At 73.1% G+C, this 15671-nt stretch carries 14 protein-coding genes; 8 read left to right on the top strand and 6 right to left on the bottom strand.

Going from position 1 to position 15671, the window contains the following annotated elements:
- Window position 1 precedes the first annotated feature (1 nt).
- Window positions 2-1000, top strand: a complete 999-nt coding sequence (locus ACE1OA_RS13020; protein WP_432752814.1) for a glycoside hydrolase family 26 protein — start codon at window positions 2-4, stop codon at window positions 998-1000.
- Window positions 1001-1042: 42 nt separating this feature from the next.
- Here the strand turns inward: ACE1OA_RS13020 and ACE1OA_RS13015 are convergent, their stop codons facing one another.
- Window positions 1043-1651, bottom strand: coding sequence for a TetR family transcriptional regulator (locus ACE1OA_RS13015; RefSeq protein ID WP_432752813.1), 609 nt, complete (start codon window positions 1649-1651; stop codon window positions 1043-1045).
- A gap of 35 nt (window positions 1652-1686) precedes the next feature.
- Window positions 1687-2382: a PAQR family membrane homeostasis protein TrhA gene (trhA, locus tag ACE1OA_RS13010; RefSeq protein WP_432752812.1), complete on the bottom strand. Its 696-nt coding sequence runs from the start codon at window positions 2380-2382 to the stop codon at window positions 1687-1689.
- A 217-nt stretch (window positions 2383-2599) separates the two neighbouring features.
- Between trhA and ACE1OA_RS13005 the strand changes: the two genes are divergently transcribed.
- Window positions 2600-4423, top strand: coding sequence for a phosphoenolpyruvate carboxykinase (GTP) (locus tag ACE1OA_RS13005; RefSeq protein WP_356778044.1), 1824 nt, complete (start codon window positions 2600-2602; stop codon window positions 4421-4423).
- Window positions 4424-4619: 196 nt separating this feature from the next.
- Here ACE1OA_RS13005 and ACE1OA_RS13000 read toward each other — a convergent pair whose 3' ends face one another.
- The gene (locus ACE1OA_RS13000) at window positions 4620-5012 is read right to left on the bottom strand and encodes a hypothetical protein (protein ID WP_356778046.1); all 393 of its coding nucleotides are present in this window, start codon (window positions 5010-5012) and stop codon (window positions 4620-4622) included.
- Window positions 5013-5092: 80 nt separating this feature from the next.
- A complete protein-coding gene (locus ACE1OA_RS12995; protein WP_356599218.1) occupies window positions 5093-6304 on the bottom strand; it encodes a pyridoxal phosphate-dependent aminotransferase in 1212 nt (403 codons plus the stop codon).
- 138 nt (window positions 6305-6442) lie between these two features.
- Here ACE1OA_RS12995 and ACE1OA_RS12990 point away from each other — a divergent pair, with 138 nt between their 5' ends.
- Window positions 6443-6910 carry a hypothetical protein gene (locus ACE1OA_RS12990; RefSeq protein WP_432752811.1) on the top strand — a complete coding sequence of 156 codons (468 nt, stop codon included), beginning with the start codon at window positions 6443-6445 and terminating at the stop codon, window positions 6908-6910.
- Between the two features lie 152 nt (window positions 6911-7062).
- Window positions 7063-8556, top strand: coding sequence for a polyprenol phosphomannose-dependent alpha 1,6 mannosyltransferase MptB (mptB, locus tag ACE1OA_RS12985; RefSeq protein WP_432752810.1), 1494 nt, complete (start codon window positions 7063-7065; stop codon window positions 8554-8556).
- Between the two features lie 95 nt (window positions 8557-8651).
- On the opposite strand, the gene ACE1OA_RS12980 is transcribed toward mptB, so the two are convergent.
- Together ACE1OA_RS12980 and ACE1OA_RS12975 are read right to left on the bottom strand one after the other, a co-directional pair.
- Entirely contained in the window at window positions 8652-10277 is a 1626-nt protein-coding gene (locus ACE1OA_RS12980) for an N-acyl-D-amino-acid deacylase family protein (protein WP_384875521.1), read from the bottom strand.
- A 16-nt stretch (window positions 10278-10293) separates the two neighbouring features.
- Window positions 10294-11514 carry an alanine racemase gene (locus ACE1OA_RS12975; RefSeq protein WP_432754060.1) on the bottom strand — a complete coding sequence of 407 codons (1221 nt, stop codon included), beginning with the start codon at window positions 11512-11514 and terminating at the stop codon, window positions 10294-10296.
- A 308-nt stretch (window positions 11515-11822) separates the two neighbouring features.
- Between ACE1OA_RS12975 and ACE1OA_RS12970 the strand changes: the two genes are divergently transcribed.
- The 4 genes from ACE1OA_RS12970 (at window position 11823) to ACE1OA_RS12955 (ending at window position 15633) form a co-directional block, all read left to right on the top strand.
- Complete coding sequence (locus ACE1OA_RS12970) at window positions 11823-12905, top strand: sugar kinase (RefSeq protein ID WP_432752809.1); 1083 nt, start codon at window positions 11823-11825, stop codon at window positions 12903-12905.
- Complete coding sequence (locus tag ACE1OA_RS12965) at window positions 12902-13669, top strand: IclR family transcriptional regulator (protein ID WP_432752808.1); 768 nt, start codon at window positions 12902-12904, stop codon at window positions 13667-13669. The genes ACE1OA_RS12970 and ACE1OA_RS12965 overlap by 4 nt, the downstream gene beginning before the upstream one ends.
- Window positions 13666-14076: a RidA family protein gene (locus tag ACE1OA_RS12960; RefSeq protein ID WP_356599206.1), complete on the top strand. Its 411-nt coding sequence runs from the start codon at window positions 13666-13668 to the stop codon at window positions 14074-14076. The genes ACE1OA_RS12965 and ACE1OA_RS12960 overlap by 4 nt, the downstream gene beginning before the upstream one ends.
- 111 nt (window positions 14077-14187) lie before the next feature.
- Complete coding sequence (locus ACE1OA_RS12955) at window positions 14188-15633, top strand: GntP family permease (RefSeq protein WP_432752807.1); 1446 nt, start codon at window positions 14188-14190, stop codon at window positions 15631-15633.
- Window positions 15634-15671: the final 38 nt, after the last annotated feature.

Genomic DNA, 15671 nt, shown 5'->3' with positions numbered 1-15671 from the left:
CGTGACCCCCTTCTCCCGGCCGCGGGCGGCACCGGCCATGGTGCTGCTCGCGGTCGTTCTCGCGCTCGTGGCGGCGCTCCTGGTGCTGGTCCACGACAGGCGGGCCTCGGACACACCGGACGGACCCGCCGTCCGGGGGCCGGTGAACGTCCCCTCCGGCTTCTTCACCGGCTCCGACGAGGCCGGCATACGTCGCCTCGACGAGCTGCAGACCTGGCTCGGCGGTGAGCCCCTGACCGTGGGGCACACCTACCTGCCGGGCGACCGCTGGTCCAACATCGAGGGCCACCCGGCCCTGTTCGAGCCGTGGGCGCGCTGGAAGGAGGAGCGGCCGGGGCGGTTGTTCGTGCTGAACGTCCCTCTGCTCGACCGCAGCGAGGAGGGCCTGCCGGACGAGGAGGTGAAGGCGGGGCTGGGCCGCGGGGCGGCCGGGGAGTACGACGGTCACTTCGGCGCCCTGGGGGAGCGGCTCGTCGCGCACCGGCTGGGCGACGCGATCCTGGTGCTCGGCTGGGAGATGAACGGCACTACGTACAGCCACCGCTGCGGACCCGACCCGGAGACCTGGCGGACGTACTGGCGGCGGGTCGTGGACGTGCTGCGGGCCGTGCCGGGGCAGCGGTTCCGTTTCGACTTCACGGTGAGCCGCGGGCGGGACGCGGTGGACTGGACGCGGTGCTACCCGGGCGACTCCCACGTCGACATCATCGGGATGGACGCCTACGACCAGCCGGAGGGGCTGAGCTTCGCCGGGCAGGTGTCGGAGGACCTCGGGCTCGCGGACCACGTGCGGTTCGCGGCGGCCCACGGCAAGCCCGTGTCGTATCCGGAGTGGGGGCTCTTCCGCAACGGCGACAACCCGGCGTACGTCCGGGGCATGCTCGACTGGTTCGCCCGGCACCGGCCCGTCTACCAGACGTTCACGGACTACTGCCCGCACGGCGTGTGGGGCTGTCCGGACAACCCGGCGTCGGCCGAGGTGGTCCGGGCCGGACTCTGAGGACGCCGTTCCCGGCGCGGGGCGGCGGGGTCCGGCGGGCGGTCAGAGGGACAGGCCGTCCCGGAGGGTGTCGACGGTGCGGTCGAGCAGCGGGACCAGGTCGTCCGCCTGGCCGCGCTCGGCCCAGAAGACGGTCGCCTCGCGCAGCGCGCCCAGGACCGCCGCCGTGAAGACCCGTACCTCCAGGTCGTCGGCGTCGCGGCCGGTGCGCTCGGCGAGGGCGCGGGCGAGCATCTGCGCGGTCTCGGCGGTGGTCTCGGTGAGCCGGGCGCGTACGGCCGGGATCTCCACCATGAGCCGGGCCCGCAGCCGGGTCTCCGCCGGTTCCTCGGTCAGTGCCGTGCGGACCGCGTCGAGGAGGATGGCGCGCAGCGACTCCAGGGGAGGCTCGGCGGCGGGGCGGGCCAGCAGCCGGGCGGCGAGGACGGCGTCCTTCTCGTCGGTGAGGACGATGTCCTCCCGGACCGGGAAGTACCGCACGACCGTCGAGGGCGAGACCTCGGCGGCCGTGGCGATCCGCTCGATCGTGACGGCGTCCCAGCCCTGCTCGGCGGCGAGCCGGTAGGTGACCTTCCGGATCTCCGCGCGGGTGCGCAGTTTCTTGCGTTCGCGCAGGTTGAGCGGTCGTGTGGGGGCGGGTTCGGCGGCCATGGCCGTCATTGTGGGCCATGATCCACCGGACGTCGCTACGCGTGCTGGTAGGCCACCAGCGAGATGCCGACGTAGTGCACGATGAAGGCCGCCAGGGTCAGCGAGTGGAAGACCTCGTGGAAGCCGAACCACCGCGGGGACGGGTTGGGCCGCTTGATCCCGTAGATCACGCCGCCCGCGCTGTAGAGCAGTCCGCCGACGACGACGAGGACCAGTACCGCGACGCCGCCGGCCCGCATGAAGTCCGGCAGGAAGAAGACGGCCGCCCAGCCCATCGCGATGTAGCAGGGCGTGTACAGCCAGCGGGGCGCGCCCACCCAGAAGACCCGGAAGGCGATGCCCGCCGTCGCCGCGGCCCAGACCGCCCACATCAGGGGCCGCCCGGTGGAGTCCGGCAGGAGCAGCAGCGTGAGCGGGGTGTAGGTGCCCGCGATGATCAGGAAGATGTTCGCGTGGTCGAGCCGGCGGAGGATCGCCTCCCCGCGCGGGCCCCAGGTGCCACGGTGGTAGATCGCGCTGATGCCGAAGAGCAGGCAGGCCGTGAGGACGTAGACGCCGCAGGCGAGCCGGGCGCGGGGGGTGTCCGACAGGGCGACCAGGATGAGCCCGGCGACGACCACGGCGGGGAACATCCCCGCGTGCAGCCAGCCCCTGAGCCGGGGCTTCAGCGGGAAGGGCGCGGTCAGCTCCGCTTGCTCTGTCCGGTTCGCTTCCGGCGTCGCTGCAGTCATGAGACCGAATGCTACCTACGGCCCCGTAGGTCCCGGATGAGAGTGGCGATGCTCACGTGTGCGGCCCTCTGGACATATGGGCACTTCCATCGGATGATCAAATGAGTGCGGTCGGCACCGGATGAGCGGACGCGTGGCAAAAGGGTCATCCCCTGAAGCATCCGGGTCGCAGCCCCCAAGGGGCATATATCTAAAAACCCCTCATCAAGGAGCAATCGTGGCGCGCGACAACGCGGCTCCCACCACCGTCCCCACCCAGCACCAGGAGCTCGTCTCCTGGGTCAACGAGATCGCGGCGATCACGCAGCCGGACGACATCGTCTGGTGCGACGGATCCGAGGCCGAGTACGAGCGTCTGTCCGAGGAACTCGTCGCCAAGGGGACCTTCAAGAAGCTCGACCCGGTCAAGCGCCCGAACTCGTACTACGCCGCCTCCGACCCCACCGACGTCGCGCGCGTCGAGGACCGGACCTTCATCTGCTCCGAGAAGGAGGAGGACGCCGGGCCGACCAACCACTGGAAGGCCCCGGCCGAGATGAAGGAGATCTTCGCCGGTGAGAAGGGCATCTTCCGCGGCTCCATGAAGGGCCGCACGATGTACGTCGTGCCCTTCTGCATGGGCCCGGTCGGCTCTCCGCTCTCCGCGATCGGCGTCGAGATCACCGACTCCGCCTACGTCGCCGTCTCCATGCGCACCATGACCCGCATGGGACAGGCCGTCCTCGACGAGCTCGGCACCGACGGCTTCTTCGTCAAGGCCGTCCACACCCTCGGCGCGCCGCTCGCCGAGGGCGAGGCCGACGTGCCGTGGCCCTGCAACAGCACCAAGTACATCTCGCACTTCCCCGAGACCCGCGAGATCTGGTCCTACGGCTCCGGCTACGGCGGCAACGCCCTGCTCGGCAAGAAGTGCTACGCCCTGCGCATCGCCTCCGTCATGGCGCGTGACGAGGGCTGGCTGGCCGAGCACATGCTGATCCTCAAGCTCACCCCGCCGCAGGGCGAGGCGAAGTACGTCGCGGCCGCCTTCCCGTCCGCCTGTGGCAAGACCAACCTCGCCATGCTGGAGCCCACGATCTCCGGCTGGACCGTCGAGACCATCGGCGACGACATCGCCTGGATGCGCTTCGGCGAGGACGGCCGCCTCTACGCGATCAACCCCGAGGCCGGCTTCTTCGGCGTCGCGCCCGGCACCGGCGAGCACACCAACGCCAACGCCATGAAGACCCTCTGGGGCAACGCCGTCTTCACGAACGTCGCGCTCACCGACGACGGCGACGTGTGGTGGGAGGGCATGACCGAAGAGGCGCCCAAGCACCTCACGGACTGGAAGGGCAACGACTGGACGCCGGAGTCCGAGACCCCGGCCGCCCACCCGAACGCCCGCTTCACCGTCCCCGCCGCGCAGTGCCCGATCGCCGCGCCGGAGTGGGAGGACCCGAAGGGCGTGCCGATCTCGGCGATCCTCTTCGGCGGCCGCCGCGCCTCCGCCGTCCCGCTCGTGACCGAGTCCTTCGACTGGAACCACGGCGTCTTCCTCGGCGCGAACGTCGCCTCCGAGAAGACCGCCGCGGCCGAGGGCAAGGTCGGCGAGCTGCGCCGCGACCCCTTCGCCATGCTGCCGTTCTGCGGCTACAACATGGGCGACTACATGGCCCACTGGGTCAAGGTCGGCGCCGGCGCCGACGCGGCCAAGCTCCCGAAGATCTACTACGTGAACTGGTTCCGCAAGAACGACGCGGGCAAGTTCGTGTGGCCGGGCTTCGGCGAGAACAGCCGCGTCCTGAAGTGGATCGTGGAGCGCCTGGAGGGCAAGGCCGAGGGCGTCGAGACCCCGATCGGCATCCTGCCGACCAAGGAGTCCCTCGACACCGAGGGCCTGGACCTGGCGGACGAGGACCTGGAGTTCCTGCTCAAGGTCGACCGCGAGGTCTGGCGCGAGGAGGCCGCCCTGGTCCCCGAGCACCTGAACACCTTCGGTGACCACACGCCGAAGGAACTGTGGGACGAGTACCGCGCGCTGGTCGAGCGCCTGGGCTAGATCCCCGCACAGACTCGTGGCGGGTCGCCCCGAACACCGCCCTGACCAGTGGGGTCACGAACGGCTCGTCACGATGCATACCGGCCCCCGAAGCCCCCTCACGGCTTCGGGGGCCGGTGACCTTTCCGGGACGGCACCGCCGGCGGGGTGGGTGGCGCCCGGTCCGCGGGCCTCCGGGGCGCGCGGACCGGGGCCGTCAGGGGGCGCCGACCAGCGGGGTGGAGGCCAGCGCCGCGGTGTGCGCGTCCATGCGCTCGGCGGCGAGGATCGCGGCGGCCGTGTCCGCCCGGGAGGCGGCGACGACCAGGGCGCGGCCCGCCAGCGCGTGCGCGCGGCGGTGCAGGGCCGCGGTGGAGGAGCCGGTCAGGCCCGCGTGGCGGGCCGGCGGCGCCCCGCGCAGCCGGGCCACCTGCGCGGCGACGAGGTCGCCGGCCTCGGCGTCCCCCAGCTCGTCCGTGACGGCGAGCAGGGCGGCCAGGTGTCCGGCGAGCTGGATGTCCAGCTCCTCCTCGCGGGAGCGGTGCGGGTACGCGTCGGGGGCGTCGTCGGCCATCCGGTGGACCGACTTGGTGCGGATCGGTTCGTACATGGGACGGCCTCCTGAGTAGCTCTGGAGCCATCCTAGCTTGGATTCAGTCTAAAGTTGAGCCGGGTCCGAATGGTGGGCGGTCACGGCTGCCCGTAACCGTCGAGGAAGCTCCCGATCCGGGTCACCGCGTCCGCCAGGTCCGGGGCGCTGGGCAGCGTGACGATCCGGAAGTGGTCCGGCTCGGGCCAGTTGAAGCCGGTCCCGTGGACCACCATGATCTTCTCGGCCCGCAGCAGGTCGAGCACCATCTGGCGGTCGTCCTTGATCTTGTAGACGCTCGGGTCCAGACGCGGGAAGAGGTACAGCGCGCCCTTCGGCTTCACGCAGGTCACGCCCGGAATCCGCGTCAGCAGCTCGTACGCCGTGTCCCGCTGCTCCAGCAGCCGCCCGCCGGGCAGGACCAGGTCCTCGATGGACTGCCGGCCCTGCAGGGCCGCCGCCACCGCGTGCTGCGCCGGCATGTTGGCGCACAGCCGCATGTTGGCGAGGATCGTCAGCCCCTCGATGTACGAGGACGCGTGGGCCTTGGGGCCGCAGACCGCGAGCCAGCCGGACCGGAAGCCGGCCACCCGGTAGTTCTTGCTCATGCCGTTGAAGGTGAGGACGAGCAGGTCCGGGGCGATGGCGGCGGTCGGGGTGTGCGTCGTGCCGTCGTAGAGGATCTTGTCGTAGATCTCGTCGGAGCAGACCACCAGGTTGTGGCGCCTGGCGATCTCGGTCAGCGACCGCAGCATCTCGTCGTCGTAGACGGCGCCCGTGGGGTTGTTCGGGTTGATGATCACGATCGCCTTGGTGCGGTCGGTGATCTTCCGCTCGATGTCGGCCAGGTCCGGCATCCAGTCCGCCTGCTCGTCGCAGCGGTAGTGCACGGCCGTGCCGCCGGCGAGCGAGACGGAGGCGGTCCACAGCGGGTAGTCCGGCGCCGGGACGAGCACCTCGTCACCGTCGTCGAGCAGCGCCTGCATCGACATCTGGATCAGCTCGGAGACGCCGTTGCCGAGGTAGATGTCCTCGACGGAGAGCGGGATGCCCTTGGTCTCGTAGTGGCTCATCACGGCGCGCCGGGCCGCGAGCAGGCCCTTCGCGTCCCCGTAGCCGTGGGCGTCGGCGAGGTTGCGCAGGACGTCCTCGAGGATCGCGGGCGGGCACTCGAAACCGAAGGCCGCGGGATTGCCCGTGTTCAGCTTGAGGATGCGATGACCGGCAGCCTCCAGCCGCATCGCCTCTTCGAGCACCGGGCCCCGGATCTCGTAACAGACGTTGGCGAGCTTCGTGGACTGGATCACCTGCATGTCGAGAGCTTACGGCCGGGTGGGGCGGGGCGCCTCGTGTTTTGGGACACGTCGGGCGGTGCGGGCGGGCGTCGGCCCTTTGTCCGGAATGTGACGCGGCTCGCACCGCGGGCTCCCCTCTCCCTAGAATCCGCCCTCATGAGTCAGGACAACGGCGTCGACGGCGCGCGAAGACCCCGGGGCCGGCACGCCTCCACGCGACGGGGGCCGGGCCTGCCGTGGGTGCTCGGCGGCGGGGCCGTCGTGGGCCTCGGCCTCCTCGGCGCCTTCGTCTCGGGCGCCTTCCGCTCCGCGCCCGCCGACGGCACGGCGATCCCGGACGGGGACCGCGGCGGAGCGCCGGCGCTGATCCAGCCGGACGTCTCGGGTGCCGGCGACGACGGCTCGGACTCCGGCTCCGCGGACGAGGCGGGCACGGGCACCCCCGGGACGCCGGGCACGCCGAGCTCCTCGGCGCCGGCTGCCACCACGCCGAGCGCGACGGCCTCCGCCCCGGCCGGGTCCGGGGCCACGGGCGGATCCACGACGGCCACGGCGACGGCCGACTCCGACGGGCGGCCCGGCAAGTCGGGCGCGGCGCCGGGCGCCACGAAGCGGCCGAGGTAGCGGCTCCCGCGCCCCGCACCCGGCCGGACCGGGACACGCGTCCCGACCTGTCGCGCCCCGCCGGCCGCGACCGGCACCACGCCGGACCGGGAGCCGTCCCGCGGCCCCTCGGCTCCGGCCCGGAGGCGGCCGCCAGGATAGGTTGACCCGTCATGTGGGCTTTCAGCGCGACCGGAACCCGATGGCTCGGAGCCGTCGGGTCGCTCGCCGTAGCCGTCGGAGGATGGACGGCCGGGACCCTGCCCGCACGCGGCGGGGCGGGACTGTGGGAACCGCGCGGATCCCTGCCCACCGTGGCCGGCGCCGTCCTCGCGTACCTCGGCCTGACGCTGCTGCTCGCCGCCTGGTGGCGGTACGGCCGCCTCCTCGCCGCGGGCGAGGTGCCCGGCACCCGGCGGACCCTGGGCACCCTGGGCGCCTGGACCGCACCGCTCCTCCTCGCACCACCGCTCCACAGCGCCGACGTGTACAGCTACATCGCCCAGGGCGCGATGGTCCTCGAAGGCCACGACGTCTACGGCGCCGGCCCCTCCGTCCTCGGACCCGGTGACCTCGGCGCGGACGCGGCGGCGAGCGTCGGCGGCCACTGGACCGACACACCGGCCCCGTACGGCCCGGTCTTCCTGGTCCTCGCCCAGGCCGTGGTGCGGCTGACGGGCGGAGCCGTCGTCCCCGCGGTCCTCGGCATGCGGCTGCTCGCGCTCGGCGCGGTGGCGCTGATCGCCTGGGCCGTGACGGCGGCCGGGCGCGCCGCCGCCGACGGCCGCCCCGCGGAACGCGCCGACGAGAGCGCCGGCGACCACGGTTCCGGGGCCCTGTGGCTGGCCGTGCTCAACCCGCTGCTCCTGATCCATGTCGTGGGCGGCCTCCACAACGACGGCCTCATGATCGGCCTGATGCTCGGCGGCGTCGTCCTCGCGACGCGGGGCCGCTGGGTGCTCGGCAGCGTGCTCGTCGGACTCGCCATGATGATCAAATCGCCGGCCGCGGTGGCCCTGCTCTTCGTCGGCGCGACGACGGCCCGCGGCCACGGCGCGCGCGGGCTGTTCAAGGGCCTCGTCCTGCCGGGCCTGACGGCGGCCGGGGTGGCCGCCGCGGCGACGCTCGCGGCCGGCACCGGGTTCGGCTGGCTGCGCACCCAGAGCGTCGCCGGGACCATCCACACCGCGCTCTCGGTGACCAGCGACCTGGGTCTCGGTCTCGGCCTGCTCGTCGCGGACGACCCGGAACCGGTCAAGGGCGCGGTGCAGAAGCTGGGTCTGGCCGCCGCCCTGGCCGTCATCGCCGTCCTGGCCCGCCGGGCCTGGCAGGGGCGGACCGACCCGGTCCGCGGGCTCGGGATCTCGCTGCTCGCCCTGGTCGCGCTCTCCCCGATGGTGCAGCCCTGGTACCTGCTGTGGGGCACGGCCGTCGTGGCCGCCGTCGCCTGGCACAGCCGCCTGGGACAGTTCCTCGCCGTGCTGTCGGCGGCCCTGACGTACGAGACCCAGCCCTCGGGGCACACGCCCGCCTACGGTTTCGTCCTCGCGGGTGCCGTGCTGACCCTCGGCCTGCTGTGGATGCGGCGCGAGCCCTGGCCCGCGGCCCCCGGGCCGGAACCGGCGACGCCCGTCCCGACCGGGGTCCCGGAGCGGCGGACCGCGTAGGTCCCGTCCGCCCGGACGGGACCCGGCCGGGGCCGCGCCGCGTCCGGCCAGGACCGCCGCCGCGGACGGGCCGGCGGAACGCCGTCTTCCGACGATCAGGCCGTCGGCGTGCGCCGTATCGCGCGCCCGGCGAGCACGTCGGTGCGCCGGCCGTCCTCGACGACGAACCTGCCGTCGACGAGCACGTGCGGAATCCCCACCGGGAGCGTCCGCGGGTCCGCGTAGGTCGAGCCCGCCGCGACCGTCGACGGGTCGAAGAGCACCAGGTCCGCGCGGTGGCCCTCGCGGACCAGACCCCGGTCCGGCAGCCGCAGCCGGGCCGCCGGGCGCGAGGTCAGATGGGCCACGCACTCCTCCAGCGACAGCACGCCCAGCTCGCGCACGTACCGGCCCAGGTACTGCGGGAAGGTGCCGTACGCCCGCGGGTGCGGCTTGGAACCCTGGAGGATGCCGTCGGAGCCGCCCGTGTGCACCCGGTGCCGCATGATCGCGCGGACGTTCTCCTCGTGGCCGACGTGCTGGAGGATCGACGTGGCCAGCCGGTCGCCGAGCAGCAGCCGGCGGGCCGTCGTCCACGGGGCCTCGCCCAGGGCGTCCGCCGACTCCCGGACCGTCCTGCCCACGAACGACGCGAAGCCGGGATCGCCCACGCCGGAGATCTCGATCGTGTCCCACTCGATCGGCACGCCGTGGCAGCCGTCGGAGCCTGTCTCCTCCAGGTGGTGGCGGATCCGCTCCGCCGTCCCGTCGTCCCGCAGCCGCGCCAGCACCGCCGCCGGGCCGCCCTCGTTCGCCCAGCTCGGCAGCATCGCGGCGAGTGTGGTGCAGCCGGGGGTGTACGGGTAGGTGTCGAGGCTGATGTCCGCTCCGCCGTCCAGCGCCTCGTCGAGGAGCGCCAGCAGGTCGGGCGCCTTCCCCTTGTTCACGCCGAAGTTCATCGTGGCGTGGGCCAGGTGGAGCGCGCAGCCGGCGTCGCGGGTGAGGGCGACCATCTCCTCGTACGCCCGGAGCGCCCCGGCCCCGTACGAGCGGTGGTGCGGGCAGTAGTAGCCGTCGTACCGGGCCACCACCCGGCACAGTTCGGTCAGTTCGGAGTCCGCCGCGTACATGCCCGGGGTGTAGGTGAGGCCGGACGACATGCCGACGGCGCCCTGCTCCAGGCCCTCCGCGACGAGCCGCCGCATCCGGTCCAGTTCGGCGTCGGTGGCCGGGCGGTCCTCCCAGCCGACCACGTGCATCCGGACCGTGCCCTGCGGGACGAGGTAGGCGGCGTTCACCGCGATGCCCTGTCCGCCGTGGGAGCGGTCGAGCCGGTCCAGGTACTCGCCGACCGTGCGCCAGTCGAAGTCGACGTCGGAGCCGTCGCCGTTCCAGCCCGCGATCGTCCGGCGGACCTCGTCGAGCGTCCGGTCGTCCACCGGCGCGTACGACAGGCCGTCCTGGCCCAGCACCTCGAGCGTCACGCCCTGCGCGACCTTGGCGCTGTGGTCGGGGTCGCGCAGCAGCGCGAGGTCGCTGTGGGCGTGCATGTCGATGAACCCCGGTGACAGGGCGAGGCCCTCGGCGTCCACCACCCGCCGGGCGGTGGGGCGCTGGCAGCCGGCCGCCGCGCCCTCCTTGACGATCGCGGCGATCCGGCCGCCCTCGACGGCGACGTCGGCGCGGTAGGACGGGCCTCCGCTGCCGTCGACGACCTCCGCGTCGCGGAAGACGAGATCCATGACGGGCTCCTGGGTCCTAGAAGAAGGTGCGGATGTAGTCGACGACGGTGCCGTCCGCCTCGACCAGCGGGATCAGCTGCCACTTGTCGAACGACGTGCACGGGTGGGACAGGCCCATGCCGAGCCAGTCGCCGACCTCCAGCTCGGCCTCCGGTCCGGTCCGCAACCAGCCGTGCTGGTCCGACAGCCCGGTGACGGTGATACCGGTGGCGGGGCGCCGGGATCCGTCCCGTCCGGAGCGGACCACCTGGGCCTCGGGCAGGTCCAGGTCGTAGGCCGCGTCCCGCTTGCCCGCGTTGGTGAAGGCCTGCTCGGGCGTGGGCCGGGACACGACCTGGGCCCAGAGCCGGAAGGCGGGCTGGAGCGCCCCCTCCTCGGGGATCCGGTTGAAGGGGGTGAGGTGGCGGTAGTGGCCGTCGTCGTGCGAGACGTACGCGCCCGAGCGCAGCAGCCTGAGGACGGGGAGCGAGAGGGCGGGGATCCCGGCGAAGGCGTCGGCGACGGTGTCGAACCAGGCGCTGCCGCCCGCGCTGATCACGATCTCGCCGAGCTCGGGGGCGAAGCGGCCGGCCTTGTCGAAGGCGGCGGCGAGCGCGACGAGCCGGTCCAGCCAGGCGCGGACGCGGGCGGCGGTGGCGTCGGGGACCTCGCCCTCGTAGCCGGCGACGCCCGCCAGGCGCAGGGTGCGGGTGGCGGCGACCGCGTCGGCGACGGCGGTGCAGTCGGCCTCCGTACGGGCCCCGGTCCGGGCTCCGTCCCCGGCGCCGAGCTCGACGACGACGTCGACGGGGCGGCGGGCCCCGGCCTCGGTGAGCGCCGCGTCCATGAGCTCGACCCCGCGTACGGAGTCGACGTAGCAGAGGAAGCGGAAGTCCGGGTCGGCGTCGAGTTCGGCGGCGAGCCAGCGCAGCGCGGCGGCGTCGACGAGTTCGTTGGCGAGGAAGATCCGGGCGATGCCGTGCGCCCGGCAGACGCGGGCCTGGTGGGGGACGGCGGCGGTGATGCCCCAGGCGCCGTGGACCAGCTGGCGGGCGAAGAGCTGGGGGGCCATCGAGGTCTTGCCGTGCGGGGCGAACGCGAGTCCGTGGCGCTCGGCGTAGGTCTCCAGGAGGCGGAGGTTGTGCTCCAGGGACTCGGCCGACAGGGCGAGGACGGGCGTGGTGAAGCCGCCGCTGAAGAGGTTGCGGCGCTGCGCGGCCAGCTCACGGACGGTCAGACCCTCGGCGTCCGGCGGCAGGGCCTTGAAGCGGTGGTCGACGCGCTCGTCGGCGAGCGTCTCGGCGGCGCGGACGGCCCGGGCGACGGCCCGGGCGAGGGCCGGATCGGCGGCCGGCGCTCCGGCGACGTCTGCCGCGGCCTCCCGGCCTGCGTCGTCGGCGGCCGGGTCGGCGGTCTGGTCGGCGGGCACGGGGCCTCCTCCATCAGTGGCGTTGGGCTTGCGTGTTGCATCATGCGCAACAGTCATTGCGTATATCGCTTGATGCTGTCTAACATCCGGGCCGACGGCGGGTCAATGGACCCGCACGACCCACGAGGAGCGCGAGCGTGACCGGAACCCCGCCCGAGGACGCTCCCGTTGACGTCGTCTGCCTCGGCGAGTCCATGGTCACCTTCCTGCCCTCCCGGCCGGGCAGCCTCGCCGACGTCCCGTCCTTCACCCGCACCATCGGCGGCGCCGAGTCCAACGTGGCCTGCGCCCTCGCCGCCGCCGGACACCGCACGAAATGGGTCGGCCGGGTCGGCCGCGACGGCTTCGGCGACCACCTCGTCGACGCCATCGCCGGCTACGGCGTCGACGTCTCCGGGGTCGGCCGGGACCCCGCGCGGCCGACCGGCGTCTACTTCCGCACCGCGACGGACCGCGCCACCGACGCCCACGAGGTCGTCTACTACCGGGCGGGCTCCGCGGCCTCGGCGATGTCACCGGCGAACGTGCCCTACGACTCCGTCGCCGACGGCCGGATCCTGCACCTCTCCGGCATCACCGCCGCCCTCTCCGCGGACTGCCTCGCCCTGATGCGCACCCTCACCGCGCCCCGCGCGAACCGGCCGCTCGTGTCGTTCGACGTCAACCACCGTCCCGGACTCTGGCGCGACGGGAACGGCGCCGGAGTCCTCCTGGAACTCGCGCGCCGCGCGGACCTCGTCTTCGTCGGCGAGGACGAGGCGGAGGACGCCTGGGGCCTGAGCGGCCCGGCCGCCGTCCGGGCGGCCCTGCCGGAGCCGGCCGTGCTGGTGGTCAAGCGCGGCGGCGGTGGCGCGGTCGTCCTCGAACGAGGCGGCCCGGCGCGGACCGCCCCCGCCCCGCACGACGCCCCCGCCCCGGTCGGCCGCGACACGGTCACCGCCGCTCCCGCCCCCACCGTCGACATCGTCGCCCCCGTCGGCGCCGGCGACGCCTTCGCCGCCGGATTCCTGTCGGCGACCCTCCGCGGACTCGGCGCCCGGGAACGCGCCCGGCACGGCCACCTCATGGCCGCCGCCGCCCTCACCGCACCCGGCGACCTCGCCGCCCCGCCCCGCCGCGCACACGCCGACCGCCTCGTCGCCCTCGACGACGACGCCTGGGGGAGACTGCACCTCGGCCCCGGCTGGACGGGGGAGGACCAGGAGGTACGTACGCCATGAGCCAGACCGTCGACCGCGCGCTGAGCATCCTGCCGCTGCTCGCACAGGGCCCCGCCGACCTCGGACAGGTCGCCGACCGGCTCGGGGTCCACAAGTCCACGGCCCTGCGCCTGCTGCGCACCCTGCACGAGCACGGACTCGTCTACCGCCAGCAGGACCAGCGCTACCGCCTCGGCGCCCGCCTCTTCGCCCTCGCCCAGGAGGCCGTCGAGAACCTCGACATCCGCGAGATCGCCCACCCCCACCTCATCGCCCTCGGCGAGCAGATCGGCCACACCATCCACCTCGCGGTCCACGAGGACGGCGAGGTCCTCTACATCGACAAGGTCGAGAGCCGCTACCCGGTCCGGATGTACTCCCGCATCGGCAAGCCCGTCGCCATCACCGTCGCCGCCGTCGCCAAACTCCTCCTCGCCGACCTCCCCGAGCCCGAGCGCCGCGCCCTCGCCGCCAAGCTCGACTACCCCATGTACACGCCCCGTTCGACCCCCAACGCCGCCGCCTTCCTCAAGGAACTGGCGACCGTACGCGAACAGGGCTGGGCCACCGACCTCGGTGGCCACGAGGAGTCCATCAACTGCATCGGCGCCCCCGTCCGCGGCGCGGACGGCCGTGTCGTCGCCGCCATGTCGGTCTCGGCGCCCAACGTGGTCGTGACGGCCGAGGAACTCCTCACCCTGCTCCCCCTGGTGCGCCGCACCGCCGACGCCATCAGCCGGGAGTACTCCGGCCAGCCGCACCCCTCACAAGGAAGCACCTCATGAGCGAGAAGACCGCGATCACCCCCGCCACCCACACCGCCCCGCCCGCGAAGTTCTCGCACGGCGTCAGGAAGGGCAACATCCTCCAGGTCGCCGGCCAGGTCGGCTTCCTGCCCGCCGTCGAGGGCCAGGCCCCCACCCCGGCCGGCCCCACCCTGCGCGAGCAGACCCTCCAGACCTTCGCCAACGTCAAGGCGATCCTCGAGGAAGGCGGCGCGAGCTGGGACGACGTGATGATGATGCGCGTCTACCTCACCGACGTCGACCACTTCGCCGAGATGAACGAGATCTACAACGCCTACTTCGAGGAGCAGGGCCTCAAGGCCCCCGCCTCGGCCCGCACCACCGTCTACGTCGGCCTGCCCCAGGGCCTCCTCATCGAGATCGACGCGCTCGCGGTCCTCGACTGACCTGCCGGACTGATCACGCTGTCACCACCCCGACCGCCGCTTCACGGCACGGCGCCCACCCCCGGAGCGCCGTGCCGCGCTCCCCCCTACCCTTCGCGAGGTCCGCCTGCCATGCCCCCGACCGCTCCGCCACCCCACACCGGTGGCCTGCTGCTCCTCATACCCGGCACCGCCGGACTCCTGACCGTCGCCGCCCTCGGCATCGCCCTGCTGCTCCTGCTGATCATCAAGGTCCGGCTGCAGCCGTTCGTCGCCCTGCTCGCCGTCTCCATCACCGTCGGCCTCGCCGCCGGCCTGTCCGTCACCGAACTCTTCGGCACCGTCCAGAAGTCGGCCGCGACCTCCGTCATCGAGACCGGCATGGGCGGCATCCTCGGACACGTCGCCATCATCATCGGGCTGGGCACCATGCTCGGCGCGATCCTCGAAGTCTCCGGCGGCGCCCAGGTGCTGAGCAGCCGTCTGCTCGCCCTCTTCGGCGAGAGGCGCGCCCCGCTCGCCATGGGCCTCACCGGACTCGTCTTCGGCATCCCGGTCTTCTTCGACGTCGGCATCTTCGTCCTCGCGCCGATCGTCTACGCCGCCGCCAAGCGGTCCGGAAAATCGATCCTGCTCTACTGCATGCCGCTCCTCGCGGGTCTCTCCATGACCCACGCGTTCCTGCCGCCCCACCCCGGCCCGGTCGCCGCCGCCGGCCTGTTCCACGTCTCCCTCGGCTGGGTCATCCTCATGGGCCTCGCCGTCGGCATCCCCGCCGTCCTCGCGGCCTGGGGCTACGCCGCCTGGATCGGCAAGCGCCTCTTCGTCGAGGTCCCGCAGGACATGGTGGAGGCCGCCGAGGACGCCCGGGCGCAGGTGGAGTCCGAACGGCAGGGCGCCCCCGAGGCACCGGTCGCCCTGTCCACCGTGCTCCTCATCATCGGCACCCCGCTGATCCTCATCCTGGCCGCGACGTTCTCCTCCATCGCGCTCGACCCCTCGACGCCCCGCTCCGTCGTCGAGTTCTTCGGTAGCCCGTTCGTCGCGCTGACCCTCGCGCTGCTCCTCGCCTACTACCTCCTCGGCATCCGGCGCGGCTGGACCCGCAAGTCCCTGGAGCAGGTGTCCACCTCGTCGCTGAAGCCGGTCGGCAACATCCTGCTCGTCGTCGGCGCCGGCGGCGTGTTCGGCGCGATCCTCAAGGCCAGCGGAGTGGCCCAGGCGCTCTCCGACACCTTCAGCGACGTCGGCCTGCCGGTCATCGTCCTCGCCTACCTGATCTCCCTGGTCCTGCGGGTCGCCCAGGGCTCGGCCACGGTCGCCATCGTCACCACGGCCGGCATCGTCGTCCCGCTGGTCGAGGGCGCCGGCCACTCCCAGGCATTCCTCGCCCTGGTCATCATGGCGATCTCGGCCGGCTCGATCTTCGCCTCGCACGTCAACGACGGCGGCTTCTGGATCGTGTCGAAGTACTTCGGCATCTCGGAGCGCGACACCCTGAAGTCCTGGACGGTCCTGGAATCGGTGCTCTCGCTGGCCGGCTTCGCCGTCGCGGCGGCGCTCAGCCTCGCCGTCTGACGGCCCGCGGTCCGGCCGGGCCCGTCCCCGCGGACGGG

This window comes from Streptomyces sp. JL2001 (assembly GCF_050917515.1).
Taxonomy (GTDB): Bacteria; Actinomycetota; Actinomycetes; order Streptomycetales; family Streptomycetaceae; genus Streptomyces.
The sequence above is the reverse complement of the archived record's forward strand: the minus strand, read 5'-3'. Positions and strand labels throughout refer to the sequence as shown.